The organism is Neoroseomonas soli, from assembly GCF_018129065.1.
Taxonomy (GTDB): domain Bacteria; phylum Pseudomonadota; class Alphaproteobacteria; order Acetobacterales; family Acetobacteraceae; genus Neoroseomonas; species Neoroseomonas soli.
In genome coordinates this window covers 14,056-36,700 of record NZ_JAAEDM010000050.1, presented here as the reverse complement: position 1 = coordinate 36,700, position 22,645 = coordinate 14,056, and the positions used below count along the sequence as shown (strand labels likewise).

The following is a 22,645-nucleotide window of genomic DNA, read 5'->3' as shown; positions in this document are numbered from 1 at the left end:
GGCGTGGTCGGCGCGGCGGGCGCGGTCGCGCTCCCCGGGCGCTGGGGCGGCGGCAGGCTGCCCGCGCCACCCAGGCTCGACTGGCCGAAGGCCGGGCCGCCGATGCCGAGCACCGCCAGCAGCATCCATCCGGTGCGGAGCGCGCGTGTCATGGCCCTGTCTCCCCCCGCCGCCGAGTCCCGGTCAAGCGGCGCGCGCTACAGCGTGACGATCTGGCCCTGGCCGACCGCCTCGAGGAAGGTCGCGATGCCGGCGAGCTCGACCCCCGCGGCGAGGGCGCCGCGCTCCAGCCCCTCGGCGCGCAGCCCGGCCTCGCAGACGATGCGGCGGACGCCCAGTTCGACGCAGGCCGGCAGCAGCGTGGCGATGCCGGCGACGCCGCGGCGCGTGATCTCCGCTTCCCGCGGATCGTCGAGCAGCGGGCAGGGTTCGAGCAGCAGGCGGCAGCCGGCATTGGTGGCGAAGAGCGTCACCTCTCGCCCGAGCGCCGCGGCGCCGGCGGCGACGACCAGCGCGTAATGGGCCCGGGCATGGGCGCCGGATTCGAGAAGGATGCCGAGACTGGCCATGGCGGGATCGACCGGGGGCGTGGGAAGGCCCGATACCTGCCCGTCCTGCGGCGGCGGTCAAGGCCTGGGCGGCGCGGCCTGCCCTGGCCTCCCGCGGTGCCGACGCATCGCCGCTGCGGGCCGGGCCTCGCCCGCCGCTCCCGGTCCGGGAAGACCCCGGGCGGTCAGGCCGCGCAGACCGGGCCCGCCACCTCCCGGTGCGCCGAGAGGTCGTGGATCGTCGCCTGCTCCCCGCACAGGGCGCAGGCCGGGTCGCGCCTGAGCCTCACGGTGCGGAAGCGCGCATCCAGCGCGTCCCACAGCAGCAGGCGGCCCTTCAGGGGCTCGCCGATGCCGAGGATGAGCTTCATCACCTCGGTCGCCTGCAGCGTGCCCATCACGCCGGTGACGGCGCCGAGCACGCCGGCCTCCGAGCAGGACGGCACCAGGCCCGGCGGCGGCGGTTCGGGGTTCAGGCAGCGGTGGCAGGGGCTTTGCCCGTCATGCCCGGCATAGATCGACAATTGCCCCTCGAAGCGCAGCACCGCGGCGCTGACCAGCGGGCGGCGCAGCAGGTGGCAGGCGTCGCCGAGCAGGAAGCGCGTGGGGAAATTGTCGGTGCCGTCGCAGACGATGTCGTAGCGCGGGATCAGTTCCTGCGCGGCGTCCGCGTCCATGCGGCGGACATGGACCTCGAGGCGCGTCTCGGGGTTCAGGGCGCGCAGGGTCTCGGCGAGGCTTTCGGCCTTCGGCCGGCCGATCCGCGCCGTGGTGTGCGCGACCTGGCGCTGCAGGTTGGAGAGTTCCAGCCTGTCGTCGTCGATGATCCCGATCGTGCCGACGCCCGCCCCGGCCAGGTAGAGCGTCAGCGGCGAGCCGAGCCCGCCGGCGCCGACCACCAGCACGCGGGCGGCGCGCAGCTTCGCCTGGCCCGTCGCACCGACCTCCTGCAGCAGGATGTGGCGGGAATAGCGGTGGAGTTCCGCTTCGGTGAAGTCGAGATCCATGGCGCGGATATGGGCGCGGCCGGTGGGGCGGCGCAAGCCGCACCCCTTGCGGCGCGGGTGGGCGCCGCGCGAAATGCCGCCATGGATGGTGTGGAACTGATCCGCAGCCTCGGCGTTGCGCTGGCCATCGGGCTGCTGGTGGGCGCCGAGCGCCATTGGCGCGAGCGCGACGAGGCGGCCGGCCGCCGCACCGCCGGCGTGCGGACCTTCGCCCTGGTGGGGCTCTCGGGCGGGATCGTCGCGGCGCTCGCTGTCGATGCGGGGCCGCTCGGGCGCGCGGTGCTGCTCTCCGCGGGGCTCTTCGCGCTGATGGCCGCGCTGATCCCCTTCGCCCTGCGGGAGGCCGAAGCGGAGGACCGCTTCAGCGCCACCAGCCTGGTCGCCGCCGTGGGCACCTACATGCTGGGTGCGCTCGCCGTCTCGGGGCAGGCGACGGCGGCCGGCGCCGCGGCGGTGGCCATGACCGCCGTACTGGCGGCGCGGGAGAGCCTGCACGGGCTGATGGCGCGCATCACCTGGGTGGAGCTGCGCTCTGCCATCGTGCTGCTCACGATGACGCTGATCGCGTTGCCGCTGGTGCCGGACGCGCCGATCCCGTGGCTCGCGGGGGTGAACCTGCGCAAGGTCTGGACGCTGGCGGTCCTGCTCGCGGCCATCTCCTACCTCGGCTACCTCGGGGTGAAGCTGGGGGGCGAGCACAAGGGCCTGCTGCTGGCCGGGGCCGCGGGCGGGCTGGTCTCCTCCACCGCCGTCACCCTTTCCAATGCGGCGACGGCGGCGCAGGGCGGGCCTTCGGGGGCGCTGGCGGCGGGCGCGCTGGTGGCGGGCGTCGTCTCCTGCCTGCGGACGGCCGGCCTGGCACTGCTGGTCGCGCCGCAGACCGGGCTGGCGCTGTGGCCGGCGCTGGTCGCGGCGGCGGCGGGCATGGGCGCGGTTGCGCTGGTCCTGGCGCGGCGGCGGGCGACAGTGGCGGAAGGCGCGCCGCTGCCCAGCAACCCCTTCGAGATCGGTTCCGTGCTGCGCATGGCCGTGCTGCTCGGTGGCGTCGGCGCGCTGGCCAAGCTGGGCGCGGAGAAGCTGGGCGGCGCGGCGGTGGTGGTGATCGCCGCCGTCACCGGCCTGACTGACGTGGACGCCATCACGCTGTCGGTGCCGCTGCTGGTGCCGCAGGTGATCGACGCGGATGTCGCGGTGAAGGCGGTTGCCGTGGCCGTGGCATCCAACACCGTCGCCAAGGCGGCCTATGCCGTGGCGCTCGGCTCGGGGCGCTACGGGCGGTTGTTCGGCCTGGGTTCGGCGATCGGGCTCGCCGCCGGGGCGGCGACGCTGCTGGCGACGGCGTGGTAGGGCGGCATACCGGCGGTCAATCTCATCGACCGCCGGTATGCGTGTTTTGTGCCCTTGGAACAGAACCCGATCAGTGGAATCACCTGATCGGGTGAAGATGCGCGCGAAAACAACGCCCCGGAGCGGTTGCCGTGAGCCCGTGCGAACGGAAACCGCTCCAGGTGCCGGGCGCAGCGCATCCGCGCGGCTGCCGGAATGCCGGGCTGCCGCATTCGCGGCCTCGGCCTGCTTCGCGGGCCGCAGGTCAAAATATGGGGGCGTCCGTAGTCCCCCTCGTCCCGCGCGCCGATGCGCCCGGCGATGATGCCGGGCGTAATCAGTTCACCGAGGCGCCGCTCTCCCGCACGATCGACGCCCATTTCGCCGTCTCCTCGCGGATGAAGCGCGCCAGTTCCGCGGGGCTGCCGGGCAGGGGCTCGACGCCGTGGCGGGCGAGGTTGGCGCGCACCTCCGGGTCCTCCATCGTCTCCCGCATCGCGGCGTTGAGGCGCGCGACGATGTTGCCGGGCAGGGCTTTCGGCCCGACCAGGGCGTACCAGTTCGCCACCTCGTAGCCCGGCAACGTATCGGCCACCGTGGGCAGGTCCGGCAGCAGGGCGGACCGCCGCGGCGTCACCACGGCGAGCGCCCGCAACCTCCCGGCCTCGACCTGCGGCAACGCGGTGGGCGCGGTGGAGAAGGCGAAGTCCGTCTTGCCCGAGAGCAGGTCCGTCATCAGCGGCCCGCCGCCGCGATAGGGCACATGGATGGTGCGCACCTCCGCCATGCGGTCGAGCAGCGCGCCCGCCAGGTGCCCCGCCCCGCCGACGCCCGAGGAGCCGTAGGAGAGCGTGTCCGGCCGCGCGCGCGCCGCGGCGATCAGGTCCGCCACATTGCGCCACGGCCGGTCCGCCGGCACCACCAGCACGTTGAGCACGGAACCCGCCATGGCGATCGGCGTCAGGTCGGTCTGCGGGTTGAAGGGCAGGTTCTGGTAGAGCGTCGGATTGATCGCCAGCGCGCCGATCGTGCCCATGAGCAGCGTGGTGCCGTCGGCGGGCGCGCGCACCACCGTCTCGGTCGCCAGGTTGCCGCCGGCGCCCGGCCGGTTGTCCACCACGATGGGCTGGCCGAGCAGCGACTGCAGCTTGGGCTGGATGGTGCGCGTGCTGATGTCGGTGGCGCCGCCGGCGGCGAAGCCGACGACGATGCGGACCGGGCGGTTCGGCGTCCATTCGCCCCCCTGCGCCGCGGCAGGGCGCGGCAGCGTGGCGAGCAGCGGCAATGCGGCGAGGCCGCGACGCGTAATCATGGACGTTTCTCCGGCAGGTTCGTCACGCCCGTTGGCCGGGCCTGCGGCTTGTCTACCCGTCGGCCGGGGCGGCGGAAAGTGATGTCCTCCACGATGCCGCGCGGCGTCCCGACCGAGGCGGCGCCGGCACGCCGGACCCGCGCGGCCGGTCCGCCCACCGGCCCGCAGCGGCGGCGCTACCAGCCGTTCACCCGGTCCCAGACCGCGATCACGTCCCGCCCGCCATCGACCACGTGATACCGGTCGTACTGGGCGACGGTCAGGCAGGTGTGGTTGGGCGCGATGCGCACCAGCGCGCCGATCGGCAGGCGGTCGAAGGGCAGGGGCGTCTCGCCGTGGACCTCGCCATGTTCCTGGTGGGTGCGGGCGACGATGGCGTTGCCGTAGGAAGGCTTGCCGTCGAGGTCGAGCATGAGCCCGAAGCCGTAGTCCTTCGGCGCCTTCTCCGTGGATCGGTCCTTGGAGAGCGCGATCGCGCCGGCATCGACCAGGATGGCGTTGCGGTCCGGCTTGCGGCCGGTGACGGCGGTCAGCACGGTGACGGCGATGTCCTCCATCGCATGCGTGCCGATCTGCGCCTGGAAAAGGTCCCCGAACATGTAGACCCCCGCGCGGACATCGGTGATGCCCGACATGTCCTTGCCGTAGAGCGCGGTGGGCGAGGAGCCAAGGGAGACGATCTCGACCTTCGTGCCGGCGGCGCGCAGGCGCTCGGCGGCGAGGACGGCGCCGCGGTGCTCGGTCTCGGCCACGTGCTCGACGCCGGCGATGCTGCGCTCGGCGTAGGAATGGCCCGCATGGGTCATGACCCCGGCGCAGCGGGCGCCGAGGCGGCCGGCGATCTCGGTGAGCAGGTTGGAATCCGGGGCGACGCCGCCGCGGCCCTCGCCGCAATCGACTTCCACCAAGGCGCGCAGCGGGCCGGGATGGGCGGCGATGACGGCGGCGACATCCACGTCGTCGGTGATGACCTTCACATCCGCGCCCTGTGCGTTCAGCGCGGCGATGCGGTCGAGCTTCGCCGGCGTGACGCAGACGGCGTAGATCTGGTCGCGGAAGCCGCCGCCGGCGAAATACGCTGCCTCGGCGACGGTGCTGACGGTGATCGGCCCCTTGTTCGGCGCGGCGAGGTCGGCCACCGCGATGGACTTCGCGGTCTTCATGTGCGGCCGCAGCGTCAGCCCCGGATGGCGCGCCACCGCGGCCGCCATGTGCGCGAGGTTGCGCTTGAGGATGCCGAGGTCGAGGACCAGGCAGGGCGTGGGAAGGTCGTCGAGGGTCGTCACGGCCAGGTGGCCTCCTTGTCGATCGGCAGCACGGGCCGGGGCATGTGCTTCCAGTCGAAGCGGGTGAGGATGGGCGAAGTCAGGCCCGGGCAGTCCACTTCGACGATCTGCTCGTGCCGGAAGAACTCGTCGAAGCCGCCGCGGAAATGGCCGCGGGACTTCACCACCACGGCGCGCGCCTTGGCGATGTCGAGGCCGAGGTGCTCGAAGAACGCCGGGTCGGCGCATTGCGCGCGGCCTTCGACCACCACGACGGAAAGTCCGCCGATCTGCAGGCAGACGGTACGGCCCAGCGTCATCGCCGTGCCGGCATAGATGCCGCGCCGGCCGGTGACATTGCCATCCGACACCGCGCGGACCACGGCTTCGACCTCGAAGTGCTTGCTGAACGGATCGTCGGCGGCCATGTCGCGGTTGAAGCGGGCGGTGAAGCGGGCGCCAACGCCGAGGCCATGCGCCTCCACCGCCAGCGGCGCGTCGAGCATCATACCGATCAGCGCATCCTGCACGCCCGCCTTGTGGAAGGCTTCCAGGATCCACACCGTGTTGCCGCGCCCACCGCCGCCGGGATTGTCCGCGACATCGGCGAAGGCGAGCGGCACCGGGCTTTCCTTGGCGCGGCGAACGGCTTCATCCAGCGGCGTGAGGTGCGCCACGAAGCGGTGGCGGCGATCCCAGGCGGCATGCGCCACCTTGTCGGCCAGGGCTTCCGCCGCGGCCCGGTCGGTGGCGGTGACGATCACCGCCATGCCGTTGAACGGCGTGTCGCCATAGGCGAAGCCGCCCATCACCGAGACATTGGCGATGCGCGCATCCTTCCCCGCCAGGTCCTGGCCGAGGTCGATGACCTCCGCATAGGGCCCCTGCGCCGTCAGCATCGAGACCGTGGGCGCGACGATCGGCAGGCGCCGGAAGACGCGGTGGAAGCGTTCACCGGCGAGCAGGCGGCGCATCAACTGCGCGCTCTCCGCCCCGCGTTCGCGCATGTCGAGATGCGGGTTGGTGCGGTAGCCGATGAAGGCATCCGTCATCGCCACCATGCGGTCGGAAACATTGGCGTGCAGGTCGTAGGAGCAGATCACGGGAATGTCGCCGAGGATCTCCCGGATCATCGCCTGGATGGTGCCTTCTGGGTCGGTGTCCTCGGTCGTCAGACCGGCGCCGTGCATGACGCAATAGACCCCGTCCACCTGGCCCTTCGCCGCTTCCAGCCCGCGGCGCCAGGTCGCCATCATCTCCGCGAAGAAGCCGGCCTCCACCGGGCCGTTCGGCTCGGCCATGGCGAGCAGGATCGGCACCGGCTGCCACGGGCCGGCGGCGTCCATGTCTGCGACGAAGCCCGGCATTTCCGCGAGCGCGCGCGGCGCGGGGCTGCGCGCGTCGGTGACGATCGCCTCGCCTTCCAGATAGCAGCGGCTGGTGAAGTGCGCGCGCGTCGCGGGCGGGGCGAAGCGGTTGCACTCGATGGAGAAGCCCAGCAGGGCGATGCGCGGGCTCATGCCGTGTCCTTCGTCATGTCGTGATGCAACCAAGCCATCCGGTCCACGAACCACATCTTGGCCAGCGTGGCGATGGCGACGCCGCCGATGGCCGCCCAGACGGCCAGCGCGGCGACCCCATAGGCGGCCAGCGCCAGGCCGACGGCGCCGATCGCGGTCAGGATGTGCGGCACCAGGCGGTGATGGGCCGGCACCGGCGTGCGGTCGCGCGCGAGCCAGTTCCTTTCGCCCAGCACGCCGCGCGTCATCCAGCCATCCCAGCGGCGCGGCGGCGGGAACAGGCGCGGATTGACCCAGACCCAAGCGAACACCACCGCGACCGGCAGCAGCCCCCACCAGCCGATCCAGGCGCGGCTCCAGGCCGCCAGCGCCAGCAGCGGCAGGGCCGGCACGCGCGTCCAGCCCGACCATGGGTTGGCGTGGCGCGCCCAGGTCGCCTCATCCATGCGGAAGGCGTCGGCAATGCGGCGCTCGAGCGTCACGGCCTCAGATCGCGACCCCCAGCAGTTCCGCGATGCGCGGCGTGGACTTCAGCCCGGTGCCGGTCAGCACGACGACCGTCGTCTGGTCCGGCGTGATGGTCCCGGCCGCGAGCAGCTTCGCGAAACCCGCCGCCGCCTGCGCCGAGGTCGGCTCGACGTAGATGCCGGTGCGCGCGAGTTCGAGCGTCGCGGCGCCGATCTCCTCCTCGCTCAGCATCACCGCGCCGCCGGCGGAATCGGTCAGCACCTGGTTCACCTCCGGCAGGCGGATCGGCTGGGCGATGGCGGTGCCTTCCGCGATGGTGGGTTGCGCCGTGGCGGCGGGCTCGCCCAGGAAGGCGCGCGCGATCGGCGCGCAATTCGCCGGCTGGGCGGCGAAGATGCGCGGCAGGCGGGTGATCTCGCCCGCGCGCAGCAGTTCCGCGAAGCCGATGCCGCAGCCGAGCACGTTCGACCCCGCGCCGCAGGGCACGATGACGTTGTCCGGCGCCACGAAGCCGAGGTCCTCCCACAGCTCATAGGCCAGCGTCTTCGTCCCGTGCAGGAAGAAGGGGTGCCAGTTGTGGCTGGCGTAGAAGATGCGTTCCGACTCGCGCAGCGCCGCGTCGGCGCAATCCTGCCGGCTGCCGGGGACCAACTGGATGGCTGCGCCGGATGCGCGCGACTGCACCGTCTTGGCCGGGGAGGTCGAAGCGGGCACGAAGATGGTCGCCTTCATCCCGCCCGCCGCCGCATAGGCGGACACGGCGGCGCCGCCATTGCCGGAGGAATCCTCCAGCACATCCGTCACCCCCTGCGCCCGCAGCAGGGACAGCATGACCGACGCCCCGCGGTCCTTGAACGATCCGGTCGGCATGAACCACTCGCACTTCAGCAGCGCGGAGGCCCCGGCGATCACGCGCGATACCAGCGGCGTGCAGCCCTCGCCCATGCTGATCGGGTCATCCGGCACGAAGGGCAGGGCGGCGGCGTACCGCCACAGCGAACGATCCTCCTGCCGGATCGCGTCGCGCCCGATGCCGGGCAGCGGCGTCAGCAGCAGGGGGGCCTGGTCGTCGCCGCACCAGCGCGGCGTGGCGAGCGGGTAGGTGCGCCCCGTGCGGGGGTCGAGATAGGCGATGTCGGTCATGGCCGCGCAGCCTCGCTTGCCGGCGGGCGCGGGGCAAGGTCATGCTCCCGTCATGACCGATGATGCCGATGCCGTCCTTCGTCTCGCCGCCGATCTGGTGGCGATCGACAGCCGTTCCTCCGTCTCGAACCTGCCCGTCGCGGAGCGGATCGAGGCCGAACTGAAAGGCTTCGAGATCGAGCGGGTGGACTACGCCGACGCCAACGGCGTGGCGAAGCGCGCCCTGGTGGCGCATCGGGGGCCGAAGGGGGGCTATGCCCTCTCCGGCCACATGGACACGGTGCCCGAGACCGGCTGGACCGAGTCCCCCTGGACGCCACGGGTGGCCGACGGGGTGCTGCACGGCCTCGGCTCGGTGGACATGAAGGGGCCGGTCGCCGCCTGCATCGTCGCCGCGCGGGGCATGCCGGCGCATGTGCCCGTCACGCTCCTCATCACGACGGATGAGGAGACGTCGAAGCAGGGCGCGCGCACCATCGCCGCCTCGGGCGTGGCAAAGTCGCTCGGGCTGAAGGGCATCGTGGTCGCGGAACCCACCGGCCTGGCGCCCGTGCGCGGCCATCGCAGCCACATCGAATACACCGCCGTCGCGACCGGGGTGCAGGCGCATTCATCGACCGGCCTCGGCACCAATGCCAACTGGGCGCTGGTCCCGTTCCTGGCCGAGATGAAGACGGTGTTCGAGCGCCTGCGCTCCGATCCGACGCTGCAGGATACGGCCTACGATCCGCCCTTCTCCGACTTCAACCTGATCATCGACAACCACGGCACGGCGGTGAACGTGACGGTCGCCAAGGCCACCGCGCGCATCAAGTTCCGCCGCAGCCGCAGCGTGGACTATTCCGCGATCGAGGCCGCGGTGCAGGACGCCGCCCGCCGCGCCGGCGTGACGCTGACGGAAAAACGCGAGGGCACGCCGCCCGAACTGCCGGCCGACCACCCGCTCATCCGTCTGGCGGTGGCGGAAACCGGCCAGGCGGCGCGCACCGCGCCCTACGGCACGGACGCCAGCGAGTTGCAGGATCTCGCGCCCTGCATCGTGCTCGGCCCGGGCAGCATCGCCACCGCGCATACGCCGCGCGAATGCGTCGCCGTGGCCGACCTCGCCGCCGCCGTGCCGCTGTTCCGGCGGATCCTGGCGGCAGGAGCCTGACGCCGTGTCGGCGCAAGGGCTCGAGCTCTTCGCCGACCTCTACGAATTCCGCATGGCGCACGCCTATCGTGCGCTCGGCATGGAGGAGGAGGCGGTGTTCAGCCTCTTCGTCCGCCGCCTGCCGCCGCAGCGGAACTTCCTGCTCGCCTGCGGGGCGGAAGACCTTGTCGATACGCTGGAGAAGCTTCGCTTTGGCCCCGAGAGCCTCGCCTGTCTGCGCGACCTCGGCGAATTCCCCGAGGACTTCCTCGCCTGGCTGGCGCGCTTCCGCTTCTCGGGCGCGGTGCATGCGATCCCGGAAGGCACGCCGGTCTTCGCCAACGAGCCATTGATCGAGGTGGTCGCGCCGATCGCCGAGGCGCAACTGCTTGAGACGCTGGCGATGAACATGGTGGGGACGCAGACGCTGCTCGCCTCCAAGGCGGCGCGCGTGGTCGCGGCTGCGGCCGGGCGGCCGGTGGTGGATTTCGGCAGCCGCCGCGCGCAGGGCATCGACGCCGCGCTGGCCGGCGCGCGCGCCTTCCATGTCGCGGGCGTCGCGTCGACATCGAACGTGCTCGCCGGCGCGCGCCACGGTATTCCGGTCGCGGGCACCATGGCGCACAGCTTCGTGCAGGCCTTCGAGCGCGAGGCGGACGCCTTCCGCGCCTTCGCGCGGCAGTACCCGGATACGATCCTGCTGGTGGACACCTACGACACGATGGCGGGCGTGCATCGCGTCGTCGCGCTGGCGCGGGAGATGGGCGAGGGCTTCCGCGTGCGGGGCATCCGCCTCGATTCCGGTGATCTCGCCGCGCTGGCGGGGCAGGCGCGCGGCATCCTCGACGCCGCGGGGCTGCAACACCTGCAGATCTTCGCCTCGGGCGGGCTGGACGAGTGGCGCATCGCCGCGCTGCTCGCCGCCGGCGCGCCGATCGACGCCTTCGGGGTGGGCACCGACATGAGCGTCTCGGCGGACCTGCCCGCGCTCGACATCGCCTACAAGCTCACCGCCTATGCCGGGGTGGGGCGGATGAAGCTCTCGGAGGGCAAGCGCACGCTGCCCGGACGCAAGCAGGTGTTCCGCACGGCCGAGGGAGACACCGTCGCGCTCGCGGCGGAACGGCTGCCGGGCGAAGCGCTGCTGCGTCCCGTCATGGCGGGCGGGCATCGGTTGGCGCCGCGCCAGCCGCTCGCTGCCGCGCGGCAGGCCGCCGCGACACGCATTGCCGCCCTACCGGCCGCGCTGCGCGCCCTGGCGCCGGCTGGGGTGCCGTATCCCGTGGCCGTCAGCCCGGCGCTGGCGGCCGAGGACGGCCAGGTCCGCGCGCGCATCGCCGCCGCCAACGCCGGGACCGCTTGACCTTCATCAAGACCGATCGGGAAGGCCGGGGCGATTGTGCTATCCAACGGGTGTCGCCCCGGTGAAGGGTGCGGCCGCGGAAGGAAGCAACACCATGACCATTCCGCTCCAGATCACATTCAAGGACATGGATCCGTCGCCCGCGATGGAGGCGCGCATCCGCGACAAGGCGGCGCGCATCGAACGCTTCGCGGACTTCATCCTGCGCTGCCATGTCACGATCGAGGCGCCGCACCGCCATCACCACCAGGGCAACCTCTACCGCGCCCGGGTCGAGCTGGACGTGCCGCGCGGGCGCATCGTCGCCGGCAACGGCGGAGCGCAGGACCACGCGCACGAGGATCCGTACGTCGCGCTGCGCGATGCCTTCGCCGCCGCGACGCGGCAACTCGAGGACCATGTGCGCAAGCTCGGCGGCGTGGTGAAGCACCATGAGCCGGCGCTGATCCCCGGACGCATCACGCGCTTCGTCGCCGGGCAGGACTACGGCTTCCTTGCCCTCGACGGCGGGCAGGAGGTGTATTTCCACCGCAATGCGGTCGTCGGGAACGGCTTCGCGCAGTTGAAGGTCGGCGACCATGTGCGCGTCGCCGTCACCGAAGGCGAGAACGGCCCCCAGGCGAGCGCGGTGCACCGGGCGGGGTAAGCCCTTCGGTCAGGCCGGCAGCGTCACGCGGATGCTGCCGACCGTCCCGCCGTTGCTGTCGCGGATCTCGCCTTCCACCGCCCCGGCCAGCGCATCGGCGGCGTCGGTCAGGCCGAGCCGCCCGAGCAGTGCCGCGAAGACGCCCATCTTCGCGCGCGCCGCGCCGTCGGCGAGCTTCACCGCGATGCCCAGGCCCTTCTCCGGTACGAATCCGACGACGTAGCCCTCGGCGCCGCCCTTCAGCAGCACCTGGCCCTGCGTCGCGCGGACGATCTTCCCGGTCGCGGAATCGCGGCCCGAGAGGTGGTCCGGATAGGCGCGGATGGCCGATTGCAGGCGGCGGATGGCGGTGCGGCGCGCCTCGGTCGCCACCTTCGCCGCGGCCCAGCGAGCGGCGCCCTTCGCCATGGTCTGCATGGGCAGCGCCAGCGCGGGCAGGCCGCAGCCGTCGATGCCGCGCGGCAGCCTCGCCGCGTCCTCGCCCAGCAGTTCGGAGAAGGCTTCCAGGTAGAGCCTCTGCGCCGGATGCGCCGGGTCGCCGTAGCCCGCCACCGGCGCGCCGATGTGCTGCGACAGCGTCAGGAAGCCGCAGTGCTTGCCCGAGCAGTTGTGGAAGACGCGCGAGCGGTCGCCGCCCGACCGCCATACGGCCGCCTGGTCGGCCTGGCTGCGCGGCATGTCCGGCCCGCAGACCAGCGCCGATTCCGTCAGCCCCAGCCGCTGCAGCCAGCCGCGCACCAGCGCGACCTGGAAATCCTCCGCGCTGTGGGACGCGCAGGCGAGCGCCAGGTGTTCCTCCGTCAGCCCCGCCGCATCCGCCGCCCCGCTCTCGACCAGCGGGATCGCCTGGAAGGGCTTGAGCGAGGAGCGCGGGAAGGTGACGAAGGCTGGATCGCCCCAGGCCTGCAGCACGCGGCCTTCGGCGTCGGCCACCACGGCGATGCCGTGATGGATGCTTTCCAGGATGCCGCCGCGGCGGATTTCCGCCATCGGCACGAAGGGGAATGTCATGGGGTGCCCTCGGGGACAGGAATGGCGGCGGTGCCCGGCTTGCCCTGCAGCACCGCGTCGAAGAGCGCGACCTGCTTAGGCAGGCAGATCGCATGCAGGTCGAATTGTTCGAGCATGGTGCGCCGCGCGGCCTTGCGCAGCGGCGCGTAGCGATCCGGGTTCGCGAGCGCGTCCACCACCGCGTCGGCCATGCGGGCATGGTCGAAGAAGGGCAGCAGGATGCCGTTCTGCTCGTGGCGCATCACCTCGGCGAGCGGCGCGGTGTCGGAACCGATGACCAGCGCCTCGCAGCCCATCGCCTCGACCAGCGACCAGGAGAGCACGAAGGGGTAGGTGTAATAGACATGCGCGCGGGAGATGCGGAACAGCGCGACCAGCGCCTCATGCGGGATGCGGCCGGTGAAGTGCACGCGCGACATGTCGAGCTTCGCGCCGACTTCCTCCATCATCACCGTTTTCCAGGAGCGGTTGTCGGCGGGCAGGCGTCCGTAGCCGCGTTCGTCCCCGCCCACGATGATGGCGTGGGCGCCGGGGCGGCGCGCCAGGATCTCCGGCAGGGCCCGCATGAAGACGTCGAAGCCGCGATAGGGCTCGAGATTGCGGGAGACGAAGGTGAAGATCTCGTCGCCCTTCGTGAAGGTGGTGCGGTCCGGCAGCTTCACCGTGGTCGCGCCCTTCGGCGTCGCGAAGTTCGCGTCCACGCCCTCATGCACGACGGATGTCTTGGCACGGATGAAGGCCGGGTAGCGGCTGCGCTGCCAGTGCGTGGGGGAGATGCCCCAGTCCGTCGCCTCGAGCGACTGGAGCTGCGTCATGTTCAGCGTGCGGACGCGGGCCATCTCGTCCAGCGTCACTTCCTGCGTCGGGTCGAAGCCGACGTCGCCGCCGTCCGACCGGTAGTAGAATTCGCAGTACTGGAGGATGCGCGCATCGGGGAAGACGTCGCGCAGGTAGAGGCCTTCGCCCCAGCCCGGATGGCAGCAGATGATGTCGGGCACGAAGCCCTTCTGCCTGAGGCTGACAAGCGCGCGCGCAACGGTCTGGCCGCGACGCACCGAGGCCTCGACGGGGCGGAGATAGCGGTGCGTCTTCTCCCCCGCGCCCTCGGGCGGTGGATAGCGCAGGTGGGTCACGCCGGGCGGGCAGGGATTGGCGCGCTCGCCGAGGCCGATGACGCGCGCGCCCTTGCGCTGCGCGATGATGGGCGCGAGGTGCCGGTACTGTCCCGGGAAGTTCTGGTGGATGAACAGCGCCTGCACCACGTAAGGCCATCTCCCCCTGTCGCGTCCCCGGGGCCCTTGATGCCGCCATTCGCGCGGCGCGGCAACGGGGCGTCTGGCGGCGGTGCGCCGGTGGCGCCAGGATGCGGCGGCAGGACAGCGGGATTCTGGAACATGGGCTTCGACTTCACGGGACGGCGTGTGCTGGTGGCGGGGGGCAGCCGCGGAATCGGACGGGCAATCGCGCTCGGCTTCGCCCGGGCGGGGGCGCGGGTCTCCGCTTGCGCGCGTGGCGCGGATGCGCTGGCAGCACTGAAGGCCGAGGGCGTGGCGCATGTGAAGCCGACCGACCTCGCCGACGGCGCGCAGGTCGCCGCCTGGGTGGCGGAGGCGGCGGCCACGCTGGGCGGCGTGGACGTGCTGGTGAACAACGCCTCCGGCTTCGGCGCGGGCGACACCGAGGAAGGCTGGAGGAAGAGCCTCGACGTGGACGTGATGGCGACGGTGCGGGCGAGCCAGGCGGCGCTGCCGCATCTGCGGGAAGCGAAGGGCTGCATCGTGAACACCACCTCGATCTCCGGCCTCGGCCCTTCGGTGCGGACGCCGGCCTATGCCGCGGTGAAGGCGCTGGTGATCAACTACACCGCGTCCCAGGCGGCGGCGCTGGCGAAGGACGGCATCCGCGTGAACGCCGTCGCCCCCGGTTCCATCGAATTCCCCGGCGGCACCTGGGAGAAGCGGCGGGCGGAGGACCCTGCGCTCTACGACCGCATCCTGGGCAGCATCCCCTTTGGCCGGCTGGGCATGCCGGAGGAGGTGGCGGATGTCGCGCTGTTCCTCGCCTCCCCGCTCGCGCGCTGGGTGACGGGGCAGACCATCGTGGTCGATGGCGGGCAGATGCTGAGCTGAGCGGGGCCGCCATGGACAGCCCAGGCGCGGCGGACCGCCGCTTCATCTGCGCCGCCATCGCCGAGGCGGAACAGGGCATGGCCGAAGGCGGCGTGCCGATCGGCGCGGCGCTGGTGGTGGACGGCCAGGTCGTCGCCACCGGCCGCAACCGCCGTGTGCAGCAGGGCGACCCCATCGCGCACGGGGAGATGGATTGCCTGCGCAATGCCGGCCGGCGCCGCGACTACCGGCGCGCGACGCTCTACACCACGCTCAGCCCCTGCATGATGTGTTCCGGCACCATCGTGCAGTTCGGCATCCCGCGCGTGGTGGTGGGGGAGAACGCGACCTTCGGCGGCAACGAGGAGTTCCTGCGATCCCGTGGCGTCGAGGTGGTGGTGCTGGACGACGCCCGCTGCCAGGCGCTGATGCGCCGCTTCCAGCAGGAACGGCCGGAGGTCTGGGCGGAGGACATCGCCGAGTAGGCGTCAGTCCTCCGGCCGCCCGCTCCGCAGGCGCTTGGTCTCGCCGCGGCGGGTCTTGGAGTCCAGGCGGCGTCTCTTCGACCCGAGCGTCGGCTTGGTCGCCTTGCGCGGCGGCGGCGGCGGCGTGGCGGCTTCCCGCAGCAGGTCGAGCAGCCGTTCCAGCGCGTCCTCCCGGTTGCGCTCGCGCGTGCGGTGGCGCTGGGCGGTGATGACCAGCACGCCGTCCTTGGTCATGCGGCGGCCTGCGAGCGTGACGAGGCGTGCCTTCACCGCCTCGGGCAGGTTGGGGGAGGCCATGGCGGCGAAGCGCAGCTGCACCGCCGTCTCCAGCTTGTTGACGTTCTGCCCGCCGGGGCCCGAGGCGCGCAGGAAATCCTCCTGCAACTCGTCCTCCTCGATCGCGATGCGGGCGGTGACGCGGATGCTCATGGCGCGGGCAGTGCGGTGGCCGGCATCTCGTCCTTCAGCGCGACGCCTGTCGCACCCAGCCCCTGCGCCGCGCGCAGCAGCCAGGCTGCCTTGGCGGCGGCGTCCTCGTAGGACAGCCCACCGGGACGGACATTGCTGATGCAGTTGCGCTCCGCATCCGTGCGCCCGCGCCGCGGCGCCCAGGTCAGGTAGAGGCCGAGGCTGTCGGTTGCGGAAAGCCCCGGCCGTTCCCCGATCAGCACCACGACCGCGGCGGCGCCGATCGCCTCGCCGATCTCGTCGCCGAGGGCGACGCGCGCCTGCTCGGCAATCACGATCGGGCCGGGTGGCAGGGCCAGCGCCGGCGCCAGCCGTTCCAGCACCGAAGGCGCGTGGCGCTGCACGCCGATGGCGCAGAGCCCGTCCGCCACCACGAAGGCGACGCTGCCCGGCGCGCGCGGCAGCGTCGTGCCCGCGGCAAGGCGTCGCCCGAGATCCGGCCGCAGGAGGTAGGCGCGGCGGTCCGGCACTGCGCTCCGCACCCGCAGCACCGGCAGGCCGAGCGCCACCAGCGCGGCCTCCATCGCCGGCACGTCGAGCACCGACCACACCGCATCCCGCGCCCGCGCGTGGGATTCCTGGAAGTCGAGATGCGCCGCCGTCGGCTGCGCCGTCCCTGCGCGGCCGAGGCCCACGCGCGCCTCGGTGAAGCGGCGCAGGTCGCGCCAGAGCGAGGGCGCCGTCATGCGAGCCCGATCAGCGCCGGCGAAAGCCGCGCCGGAATCCGCTCGGCATCCATGCCGATGTCCATGCGTGCGAGCCATTCCTCGAATTCCGGCGCCGCGCGCCTGCCGAGCATCGCGCGCGCCGTCAGCCCGTCATGGAAGGAGGTGGACTGGTAGGCGAGCATCACGTCATCCGCCCCCGGCACGCCCATCACATAGGTCACGCCCGCAACCGCGAGGCAGGTCAGCAGCGTGTCCATGTCGTCCTGGTCGGCCTCGGCGTGGTTCGTGTAGCAGACATCCACGCCCATCGGCAGGCCGAGCAGCTTGCCGCAGAAATGATCCTCGAGCCCCGCGCGCAGGATCTGCTTGCCGTCGAACAGGTATTCCGGGCCGATGAAGCCGACGACGCTGTTCACCAGCAGGGGCGAGAACTCCCGCGCCACGGCATAGGCACGGGCTTCCAGCGTCTGCTGGTCCACGCCGTGATGCGCCTCGGCAGAGAGGGCGCTGCCCTGGCCGGTCTCGAAATACATCACGTTGCTGCCGAGCGTGCCGCGCTTCAGCGACAGTGCCTGGTCCCGTGCCTCCCGCAGCAACGACAGCGAGACGCCGAAGGCGGCGTTCGTCGCCTCCGTCCCGCCGATCGACTGGAACACGAGATCGACCGGCGCGCCGCGCTCCATCGCCAGCATGGTGGTGGTGACATGCGACAGCACGCAGGACTGGGTCGGGATGGCGAAGCGGTCGCGGACCGTGTCCAGCAAATCGAGCAGCCGCATCACCGCGTCGATATTGTCGGTCGCCGGGTTCACGCCGATCACCGCATCCCCGGCGCCGAGCAGCAGCCCGTCCAGCACGCTCGCCGTCACGCCGCGGGGGTCGTCGGTCGGGTGGTTCGGCTGCAGGCGGATGGACAGCGTCCCCGGCAGGCCGATGGTGTTGCGGAAGCGCGTGACCACGCGGCATTTCGCGGCGACCTGTATCAGGTCGGACACGCGCATGATCTTGGAAACGGCCGCGACCATCTCCGGTGTCAGGCCGGGGGCGAGCGCCGTCACCGCCGCCGGTTCGGCTGCCAGCAGCCAGTCGCGGAAACCGCCGACCGTCAGGCTGCGCACCGGTGCGAAGGCCGCGGCATCGTGACGGTCGAGGATCAGCCGCGTGACCTCGTCGGCCTCATAGGCGATCACCGTCCCGGTCAGGAAGTGCACGAGCGGCAGGTCGGCCAGGGCGCGCTGGGCCGCGATGCGCTCCGCGGCGCTACTCGCCGCGATGCCGGCGAGAACGTCGCCGGAGCGAAGCGGCGTGGCGCGCGCCAGCAGCGTCTTCAGGTCGTCGAAGACGTAGCGGGTGCCGCCGATGGTCTGCGCGAAGGGCATGGCGGCCCCATGATGGCGCGGCCCGGCCCCGGCTTGCCAGCCCCGCCCCTCGCCCTAGGATGCGCCGTCCCAGATGACCGAGGAAACGGATGGATCCCAACGCGATCGACCAGGCGCCGGACGCGGCCGCGTCCTGGCCCGACCAGATCTACGACCTGCTGAAGAAGCATGAGATCCGCCAGGTGGCGCTCGTGCCCGATGCCGGCCATTCCCGCCTGATCAAGCGCTGCCTCGCGGATAACGAGATCATCGTCACCACGCTGACGACCGAGGAAGAGGGCATCGCCCTTCTCCAGGGCGCCTGGCTCGGCGGGGACAAGGGCGTGCTGCTGATGCAGTCCTCGGGCGTCGGCAACTGCATCAACATGCTGTCGCTGTCGCACATCCATCGCTGCCCGATGCCGATGCTGGTGACGATGCGCGGCGATTTCGGGGAGTTCAACCCGGCGCAGATCCCGATGGGCGCGGCGACGCAGTCCGTGCTGGAGGCGATGGGCACGCTGGTGCGCCGCGCCGACACGCCGGAGGACATCGCGCCGACCGTGGACGCGACCATCCGCATGGCCTTCAACACCTTCCGCCCGACCGCGACGCTGATCGGCCAGCGCGTCATCGGCGCCAAGACCTTCGGCAAGGATTGAGACGATGCTCGCGGAATCCGGAAAGCTCGATCGTCGTGAGCTGACCCGCGTCCTGCTCGAGGACCGGGGCGAGATGGCGGTGATCGCCGGCCTCGGCGCGCCGGCCTGGGACATCACGGCGGTGGGCGACCACCCGCTGAACCTGCCGCTGTGGGGCGGCATGGGCGGGGCGGCGATGATCGGCCTCGGCCTCGCGCTCGCACAGCCGAACCGCAAGGTGCTGGTCATCACCGGCGACGGCGAGATGCTGATGGGCATCGGCGCGCTGGCGACCATCGCGGTCAAGAAGCCGCGCAATCTTTCGATCGTCGTGCAGGACAACGAGCACTACGGCGAGACCGGCATGCAGGAAACCGCGACCAAGCATGGCGTGGACCTGGTGGCGATGGCGAAGGGAGCCGGCATCCCGCGCACCATGTTCGTCACCAAGCCCGGGGAAGTGCCGGCGCTGAAGGCCGCGATCCACGAGGGCAATGGCCCGTTCTTCGCGGTGGCGAAGATCGACGCCACCAGCAAGAAGCTGGTCCTGCCGCCGCGCGACGGGTCGATCATCCAGGCCCGGATGCGCGAAGCCATCCTCGGGCCTGCGGCGCACCACCAGCTCTGAGACCGGAGGGGCGCCGCCCCTCCGGACCACCCCGCCAAAGGCCGAAAGGCCTTTGGAAACCATGACGGGTTCCGAGGGCCTTTCGGGCCTCGGTGGGGGAGTGCGAGGGGGCAAGGCCCCCTCGTGCCGCAAGCGCAAGCCGGCAAAGACCGGTGCACGGGTCCAACGGAGGAAACAGATGCACCGCCGTCGCCTGCCTGCCCCGGAACGGGCCGCCCGGCCTTGGCCCGGGCGCCATGGAACCCCGCCGGCCCTGCGCACCGATGACATGCGCGCCCGGCTGGCACAGCAGGGCAGCGAGCCCGTCGGTTCCTCGCCCGAGGAATTCGCCGCCTTCATCGCGACCAGGATCCCGAAATGGGCGGAGCTGGTTCGCATCTCCGGTGCCACCGTCGAATAGGAACGTCCATGCCGCACGTCGTCTGCCTTCGCCCGCTGCACCCCGACGCCATGGCGCGCTTGCGGGCGGAGCCGGGGCTCACCGTCACCATGCTCGAACAGGTCACGCCCGAGACGCTGCGCGAGCCGATGAAGACCGCGGACGCGATCATCGTCCGCGCGACGAAGATCGACCGCGCCTTCCTCGACAACGCGCCGATGCTGCGCATCTGCGCACGGCATGGCGTGGGCTATGACGCGGTGGACGTGAAGGCGCTGACCGAACGCGGCATTCCGCTGACCGTGACGCCGGACGCGAATGCCGTCTCGGTCGCCGAGCACGCGCTGATGCTGATGCTGACCACCGCGCGCCGGACCATCGACTACGACCGCAACACCAAGGCGCTGGACTGGGGGCCGAAGCCTTCCCTGCGGACCCTGGACCTTGCCGGGCTGACGGTGCTGGTGGTGGGCTTCGGGCGGATCGGCGGGCGCGTCGCGCGGCTCTGCGCCGCCTTCGGCATGGATGTGCTGGTCCATGATCCCTACATCCCGCAGAACACCATCAAGGGTGCGGGGTTCACCCCGGTGAAGGTGCTGCACGAGGGCCTGGCCCAGGCGGATATCGTGACCACGCATTGCCCGTCCAACGAGGAGACGCGGGCCATGGTGAATGGCGCATTCCTCGCCGCCATGAAGCCCGGGGCGGCCTACATCAATACCGCACGCGGCACGCTGGTGGACGAGGCGGCGCTGACCAATGCGCTGAAGTCCGGCCATCTCGGCGCCGTAGGCCTCGACGTGTTCTGGGAGGAACCCGTCGCGACGAAGCTGCCCTTCCTCGATTTCCCGAACGTCGTCGTCTCCCCGCATTCCGCGGCGGCGACGGAGCAGTCCACGCGGCGCATGGGGCTTTCCTGCGCCGAGAGCATCATCTCCCACCTCAAGGGTCGGCTCGACCCCGACGTCGTCATCAACAAGGAGGTGCTCCGCGGCAACGCGTGAGCAGGACGCCATGACGAACCCGCTTCCCGTCCTCGCCGATCATGCCGCGTCCTGGCGGTCACGGCCGCTCGATGCCGATGTCGCGCGCCATGCCCGCCGCGCGCTGGTGGATTGGTTCGCCGCGCTGCTGGCAGGCGCCTGGCGGCCGCCCGCGACGCTGATGTCCGCCGCGCTCGAGGACGAGACGCGCGGGGGCGGCGGCGCGGTGTGCTATGTCTCCGGCCGTCGCGTGCCGGTGCGCCACGCCGCGCTGGTGAACGGCACGGCGTCGCACACGGTCGAGTTCGACGACATCTACCGCTACGCCGTCTATCACCCGGGCTGCCCGACCATCGCGGCGGCGCTCGCGGCCGCGCAGGCGCGCGGGACGGACATGGACACCCTGCTGCGCGCGCTGGCCGCGGGGTATGAGGTATCCTGCCGCATCGGCCTGGCGGTGCAGCCCTCCCACTACGATTACTGGCACACGACCGGCACGGTCGGGACCTTCGGCGCCGCGGCCTCGGTCGCCGTGCTGCTGGATTGCGACGCGGAACGCACGGCGCATGCGATCGCCACCGCCGCGACGATGGCTTCCGGTCTCCAGCAGGCCTTCCGCGGGGAAGGCATGTCCAAGCCGCTGCATCCGGGCCATGCGGCGGAAGCGGGCGCGCTCGCGGCGATGGCCGCGGCGAAGGGCATGACCGGCGCGCTCGATGTGCTGAACGGACCCGCGGGCTTCGCGGCGGCCACCAGCGAGGACACCGGCAAGTGGGAGAAGTCGCTGGCGAGGATCGGCCAGCCCTTCGCCATCACCGACATGACCTTCAAGAACCACGGCTGCTGCGGCCACATCTTCGCGGCGCTGGACGCCGTGCGCGACCTGCACCTGGAGAACGGCTTCAAGGTTGAGGACGTCGTCTCCGTCGCCATCGGCGGCTACAAGGCGACGAAGGAGGTCTGCGACCGCCCGAACGCGCAGACCGAGCAGGATTGCCGCTTCTCGACGCAGTTCACCGTCGCGACCATGCTGTTGCATGGCGGCGTGCGCCTCGCGGCCTTCGAGCCGGCGCGCCTGACCGACCCGGCGACCCGTGCGCTGATGGGAAAGGTGACCGTCGCGCTCGATTCCGAATGCGCCGCCGCCTTCCCGGCGAAGCGTTCGGCCAAGGTGACGATCACGCTGAAGGATGGCCGCGTGCTGAACCGCCACCAGCACACGCGCAAGGGCGACCCGGATGCGCCGCTGACGGATCAGGACCTGTCGGACAAGTTCCTGGAACTGACCTCGGACGCGGTCGGCGCGGCGCAGGCCAAGGCACTGCTGGCGCAACTCTGGGAAGGTGCAGCACTGCCGGGTGTCGTGCCGCTGGTCGCCGGCAGGGCGCGCGCCGCCGAGTAGCGGCGGGGCCGGGGGGGGGGCCTGGAGCCCCCCTCGCCTACTTCTTCTTGCCGCCCACGCGCAGAAGCTGCGCGATCGACAGGGGCGGCTTGCCGGACGCCTTGGCGATCTCGTTGTCCTGTTCCTGGATGACCTTGCGCGCCGGCTCGTCGCCGTCGAGCCCACCGAGGATGTCCGCCGGCACCTTGCGGTTCGAGCGGCGGCTGCCGTCCTCGTAGATCACGTCGAACAGTACGAAGGCGGACTTGCTGCCTGGTTTCGCGGCCATTGGGGTAGGCTCCTTCCGCGCGTCAGTCGCGCGCGGACTTTTCGGCGTCGGTGGGGGGCTCGGGGTCGAGTCCGGAGGCCTTGCGCTTCGCGACCGCTTCATCGCGTTCGCGCTGCTTGGCTTCCTTCTTCGCCTGCTTGGCCCGGTTCACCTCGGACCGCTGCTGGCCGTAGTTCGGCTTGCGTGCCATGGGCTTGCTCCGGGTGTCTGAGATGGAAAGGGCGGCCCGGAGGCCGCCCCTTGGAAGGTTCAGGCGAGGCGAAGATTGCCCGCCGAAACCTTGCCCTGCTGACCGCGCTGCAACTCGAATTCGACCTTGTCGCCTTCGTTCAGGCCGTTGAGGCCCGAGCGCTGCACGTCGCTGATGTGGACGAACACGTCCTTGCCGCCGTCATCCGGCTGGATGAAGCCATAACCCTTGGTTGCGTTGAACCACTTGACGGTACCGATGCTCATGCCGATCACTCCGGGTTGAGCGTTGCCGGCGCGCGACATGCGGACCGGTGAAGCCGGCGC

At 71.6% G+C, this 22,645-nt stretch carries 26 protein-coding genes; 11 read left to right on the top strand and 15 right to left on the bottom strand.

Going from position 1 to position 22,645, the window contains the following annotated elements:
- Positions 1 to 197: 197 nt before the first annotated feature.
- Both GXW76_RS16735 and GXW76_RS16730 read right to left on the bottom strand, forming a co-directional pair.
- Positions 198 to 569, bottom strand: a complete 372-nt coding sequence (locus GXW76_RS16735; protein ID WP_211863236.1) for a DsrE family protein — start codon at positions 567 to 569, stop codon at positions 198 to 200.
- Positions 570 to 733: 164 nt separating this feature from the next.
- On the bottom strand, positions 734 to 1,555 hold the full coding sequence (locus GXW76_RS16730; protein WP_211863237.1) for a HesA/MoeB/ThiF family protein: 822 nt from the start codon (positions 1,553 to 1,555) through the stop codon (positions 734 to 736).
- Between the two features lie 81 nt (positions 1,556 to 1,636).
- Between GXW76_RS16730 and GXW76_RS16725 the strand changes: the two genes are divergently transcribed.
- Entirely contained in the window at positions 1,637 to 2,902 is a 1,266-nt protein-coding gene (locus GXW76_RS16725; RefSeq protein WP_211863235.1) for an MgtC/SapB family protein, read from the top strand.
- Positions 2,903 to 3,218: 316 nt separating this feature from the next.
- On the opposite strand, the gene GXW76_RS16720 is transcribed toward GXW76_RS16725, so the two are convergent.
- The 5 genes from GXW76_RS16720 to GXW76_RS16700 form a co-directional block, all read right to left on the bottom strand.
- Entirely contained in the window at positions 3,219 to 4,193 is a 975-nt protein-coding gene (locus GXW76_RS16720) for a Bug family tripartite tricarboxylate transporter substrate binding protein (RefSeq protein ID WP_211863234.1), read from the bottom strand.
- Between the two features lie 176 nt (positions 4,194 to 4,369).
- Positions 4,370 to 5,479: an alanine racemase gene (locus tag GXW76_RS16715; RefSeq protein WP_211863233.1), complete on the bottom strand. Its 1,110-nt coding sequence runs from the start codon at positions 5,477 to 5,479 to the stop codon at positions 4,370 to 4,372.
- The gene (locus GXW76_RS16710) at positions 5,476 to 6,978 is read right to left on the bottom strand and encodes a M81 family metallopeptidase (protein ID WP_211863232.1); all 1,503 of its coding nucleotides are present in this window, start codon (positions 6,976 to 6,978) and stop codon (positions 5,476 to 5,478) included. The genes GXW76_RS16715 and GXW76_RS16710 overlap by 4 nt, the downstream gene beginning before the upstream one ends.
- Positions 6,975 to 7,460, bottom strand: a complete 486-nt coding sequence (locus GXW76_RS16705; protein ID WP_211863231.1) for a DUF6653 family protein — start codon at positions 7,458 to 7,460, stop codon at positions 6,975 to 6,977. Before GXW76_RS16705 ends, GXW76_RS16710 begins: the two co-directional genes overlap by 4 nt.
- A gap of 4 nt (positions 7,461 to 7,464) precedes the next feature.
- A complete protein-coding gene (locus GXW76_RS16700) occupies positions 7,465 to 8,589 on the bottom strand; it encodes a threonine synthase (protein WP_211863230.1) in 1,125 nt (374 codons plus the stop codon).
- Between the two features lie 52 nt (positions 8,590 to 8,641).
- On the opposite strand from GXW76_RS16700, the gene GXW76_RS16695 reads away from it, so the two are divergent.
- The 3 genes from GXW76_RS16695 to GXW76_RS16685 all read left to right on the top strand — a co-directional run bounded on the left by GXW76_RS16695 (position 8,642) and on the right by GXW76_RS16685 (position 11,730).
- On the top strand, positions 8,642 to 9,742 hold the full coding sequence (locus GXW76_RS16695; RefSeq protein WP_211863229.1) for a M20/M25/M40 family metallo-hydrolase: 1,101 nt from the start codon (positions 8,642 to 8,644) through the stop codon (positions 9,740 to 9,742).
- A gap of 4 nt (positions 9,743 to 9,746) precedes the next feature.
- Entirely contained in the window at positions 9,747 to 11,084 is a 1,338-nt protein-coding gene (locus tag GXW76_RS16690) for a nicotinate phosphoribosyltransferase (protein ID WP_211863228.1), read from the top strand.
- Between the two features lie 94 nt (positions 11,085 to 11,178).
- Positions 11,179 to 11,730, top strand: a complete 552-nt coding sequence (locus GXW76_RS16685) for an HPF/RaiA family ribosome-associated protein (protein ID WP_211863227.1) — start codon at positions 11,179 to 11,181, stop codon at positions 11,728 to 11,730.
- Positions 11,731 to 11,739: 9 nt separating this feature from the next.
- Here the strand turns inward: GXW76_RS16685 and GXW76_RS16680 are convergent, their stop codons facing one another.
- Complete coding sequence (locus tag GXW76_RS16680; RefSeq protein WP_211863226.1) at positions 11,740 to 12,741, bottom strand: asparaginase; 1,002 nt, start codon at positions 12,739 to 12,741, stop codon at positions 11,740 to 11,742.
- Positions 12,738 to 14,003, bottom strand: a complete 1,266-nt coding sequence (locus GXW76_RS16675; RefSeq protein ID WP_211863225.1) for a glycosyltransferase family 4 protein — start codon at positions 14,001 to 14,003, stop codon at positions 12,738 to 12,740. The genes GXW76_RS16680 and GXW76_RS16675 overlap by 4 nt, the downstream gene beginning before the upstream one ends.
- A 132-nt stretch (positions 14,004 to 14,135) precedes the next feature.
- Here GXW76_RS16675 and GXW76_RS16670 point away from each other — a divergent pair, with 132 nt between their 5' ends.
- Complete coding sequence (locus GXW76_RS16670) at positions 14,136 to 14,870, top strand: SDR family NAD(P)-dependent oxidoreductase (protein WP_211863224.1); 735 nt, start codon at positions 14,136 to 14,138, stop codon at positions 14,868 to 14,870.
- Between the two features lie 11 nt (positions 14,871 to 14,881).
- The gene (locus tag GXW76_RS16665) at positions 14,882 to 15,334 is read left to right on the top strand and encodes a nucleoside deaminase (RefSeq protein ID WP_211863223.1); all 453 of its coding nucleotides are present in this window, start codon (positions 14,882 to 14,884) and stop codon (positions 15,332 to 15,334) included.
- 3 nt (positions 15,335 to 15,337) lie between these two features.
- On the opposite strand, the gene arfB is transcribed toward GXW76_RS16665, so the two are convergent.
- From arfB to GXW76_RS16650, 3 genes are read right to left on the bottom strand one after another with little or no spacing between them, the layout of a single operon-like run.
- Positions 15,338 to 15,763 carry an alternative ribosome rescue aminoacyl-tRNA hydrolase ArfB gene (gene arfB / locus GXW76_RS16660; RefSeq protein ID WP_211863222.1) on the bottom strand — a complete coding sequence of 142 codons (426 nt, stop codon included), beginning with the start codon at positions 15,761 to 15,763 and terminating at the stop codon, positions 15,338 to 15,340.
- The gene (eutC, locus tag GXW76_RS16655) at positions 15,760 to 16,488 is read right to left on the bottom strand and encodes an ethanolamine ammonia-lyase subunit EutC (protein WP_211863221.1); all 729 of its coding nucleotides are present in this window, start codon (positions 16,486 to 16,488) and stop codon (positions 15,760 to 15,762) included. Before eutC ends, arfB begins: the two co-directional genes overlap by 4 nt.
- On the bottom strand, positions 16,485 to 17,849 hold the full coding sequence (locus GXW76_RS16650; RefSeq protein WP_211863220.1) for an ethanolamine ammonia-lyase subunit EutB: 1,365 nt from the start codon (positions 17,847 to 17,849) through the stop codon (positions 16,485 to 16,487). Before GXW76_RS16650 ends, eutC begins: the two co-directional genes overlap by 4 nt.
- Before the next feature lie 89 nt (positions 17,850 to 17,938).
- On the opposite strand from GXW76_RS16650, the gene GXW76_RS16645 reads away from it, so the two are divergent.
- From GXW76_RS16645 to GXW76_RS16630, 5 genes are all read left to right on the top strand, one after another.
- Complete coding sequence (locus GXW76_RS16645; RefSeq protein ID WP_211863219.1) at positions 17,939 to 18,490, top strand: thiamine pyrophosphate-binding protein; 552 nt, start codon at positions 17,939 to 17,941, stop codon at positions 18,488 to 18,490.
- A gap of 4 nt (positions 18,491 to 18,494) precedes the next feature.
- Positions 18,495 to 19,097: a thiamine pyrophosphate-dependent enzyme gene (locus tag GXW76_RS16640; RefSeq protein WP_211863218.1), complete on the top strand. Its 603-nt coding sequence runs from the start codon at positions 18,495 to 18,497 to the stop codon at positions 19,095 to 19,097.
- A 268-nt stretch (positions 19,098 to 19,365) separates the two neighbouring features.
- Complete coding sequence (locus GXW76_RS26015) at positions 19,366 to 19,497, top strand: hypothetical protein (RefSeq protein WP_272876087.1); 132 nt, start codon at positions 19,366 to 19,368, stop codon at positions 19,495 to 19,497.
- A gap of 8 nt (positions 19,498 to 19,505) precedes the next feature.
- Positions 19,506 to 20,480 carry a hydroxyacid dehydrogenase gene (locus GXW76_RS16635; protein WP_211863217.1) on the top strand — a complete coding sequence of 325 codons (975 nt, stop codon included), beginning with the start codon at positions 19,506 to 19,508 and terminating at the stop codon, positions 20,478 to 20,480.
- Between the two features lie 10 nt (positions 20,481 to 20,490).
- Entirely contained in the window at positions 20,491 to 21,861 is a 1,371-nt protein-coding gene (locus tag GXW76_RS16630; protein WP_211863216.1) for an MmgE/PrpD family protein, read from the top strand.
- A gap of 37 nt (positions 21,862 to 21,898) precedes the next feature.
- Here the strand turns inward: GXW76_RS16630 and GXW76_RS16625 are convergent, their stop codons facing one another.
- Genes GXW76_RS16625 through GXW76_RS16615 form a run of 3 tightly spaced genes read right to left on the bottom strand, consistent with a single transcriptional unit; the run spans position 21,899 to position 22,585 of the window.
- A complete protein-coding gene (locus GXW76_RS16625) occupies positions 21,899 to 22,129 on the bottom strand; it encodes a hypothetical protein (protein ID WP_211863215.1) in 231 nt (76 codons plus the stop codon).
- 22 nt (positions 22,130 to 22,151) lie between these two features.
- Entirely contained in the window at positions 22,152 to 22,319 is a 168-nt protein-coding gene (locus GXW76_RS16620) for a hypothetical protein (protein ID WP_211863214.1), read from the bottom strand.
- Between the two features lie 59 nt (positions 22,320 to 22,378).
- Complete coding sequence (locus tag GXW76_RS16615; protein ID WP_211863213.1) at positions 22,379 to 22,585, bottom strand: cold-shock protein; 207 nt, start codon at positions 22,583 to 22,585, stop codon at positions 22,379 to 22,381.
- Between the last annotated feature and the right edge of the window lie 60 nt (positions 22,586 to 22,645).

Excerpts from the sequence above, each read along its gene's own strand:
- GXW76_RS16630 (WP_211863216.1), top strand. The coding sequence starts at position 20,491 with ATGACGAACCCGCTTCCCGTCCTCGCCGATCATGCCGCGTCCTGGCGG.
- GXW76_RS16615 (WP_211863213.1), bottom strand. The coding sequence starts at position 22,585 with ATGAGCATCGGTACCGTCAAGTGGTTCAACGCAACCAAGGGTTATGGC.
- GXW76_RS16700 (WP_211863230.1), bottom strand. The coding sequence starts at position 8,589 with ATGACCGACATCGCCTATCTCGACCCCCGCACGGGGCGCACCTACCCG.
- eutC (WP_211863221.1), bottom strand. The coding sequence starts at position 16,488 with ATGACGGCGCCCTCGCTCTGGCGCGACCTGCGCCGCTTCACCGAGGCG.
- GXW76_RS16635 (WP_211863217.1), top strand. The coding sequence starts at position 19,506 with ATGCCGCACGTCGTCTGCCTTCGCCCGCTGCACCCCGACGCCATGGCG.
- GXW76_RS16720 (WP_211863234.1), bottom strand. The coding sequence starts at position 4,193 with ATGATTACGCGTCGCGGCCTCGCCGCATTGCCGCTGCTCGCCACGCTG.
- GXW76_RS16650 (WP_211863220.1), bottom strand. The coding sequence starts at position 17,849 with ATGCCCTTCGCGCAGACCATCGGCGGCACCCGCTACGTCTTCGACGAC.
- GXW76_RS16625 (WP_211863215.1), bottom strand. The coding sequence starts at position 22,129 with ATGGCCGCGAAACCAGGCAGCAAGTCCGCCTTCGTACTGTTCGACGTG.
- GXW76_RS16710 (WP_211863232.1), bottom strand. The coding sequence starts at position 6,978 with ATGAGCCCGCGCATCGCCCTGCTGGGCTTCTCCATCGAGTGCAACCGC.
- GXW76_RS16640 (WP_211863218.1), top strand. The coding sequence starts at position 18,495 with ATGCTCGCGGAATCCGGAAAGCTCGATCGTCGTGAGCTGACCCGCGTC.
- GXW76_RS16685 (WP_211863227.1), top strand. The coding sequence starts at position 11,179 with ATGACCATTCCGCTCCAGATCACATTCAAGGACATGGATCCGTCGCCC.
- GXW76_RS16730 (WP_211863237.1), bottom strand. The coding sequence starts at position 1,555 with ATGGATCTCGACTTCACCGAAGCGGAACTCCACCGCTATTCCCGCCAC.
- GXW76_RS16670 (WP_211863224.1), top strand. The coding sequence starts at position 14,136 with ATGGGCTTCGACTTCACGGGACGGCGTGTGCTGGTGGCGGGGGGCAGC.
- GXW76_RS26015 (WP_272876087.1), top strand. The coding sequence starts at position 19,366 with ATGCGCGCCCGGCTGGCACAGCAGGGCAGCGAGCCCGTCGGTTCCTCG.
- arfB (WP_211863222.1), bottom strand. The coding sequence starts at position 15,763 with ATGAGCATCCGCGTCACCGCCCGCATCGCGATCGAGGAGGACGAGTTG.
- GXW76_RS16695 (WP_211863229.1), top strand. The coding sequence starts at position 8,642 with ATGACCGATGATGCCGATGCCGTCCTTCGTCTCGCCGCCGATCTGGTG.
- GXW76_RS16735 (WP_211863236.1), bottom strand. The coding sequence starts at position 569 with ATGGCCAGTCTCGGCATCCTTCTCGAATCCGGCGCCCATGCCCGGGCC.
- GXW76_RS16725 (WP_211863235.1), top strand. The coding sequence starts at position 1,637 with ATGGATGGTGTGGAACTGATCCGCAGCCTCGGCGTTGCGCTGGCCATC.
- GXW76_RS16680 (WP_211863226.1), bottom strand. The coding sequence starts at position 12,741 with ATGACATTCCCCTTCGTGCCGATGGCGGAAATCCGCCGCGGCGGCATC.
- GXW76_RS16665 (WP_211863223.1), top strand. The coding sequence starts at position 14,882 with ATGGACAGCCCAGGCGCGGCGGACCGCCGCTTCATCTGCGCCGCCATC.
- GXW76_RS16620 (WP_211863214.1), bottom strand. The coding sequence starts at position 22,319 with ATGGCACGCAAGCCGAACTACGGCCAGCAGCGGTCCGAGGTGAACCGG.
- GXW76_RS16645 (WP_211863219.1), top strand. The coding sequence starts at position 17,939 with ATGGATCCCAACGCGATCGACCAGGCGCCGGACGCGGCCGCGTCCTGG.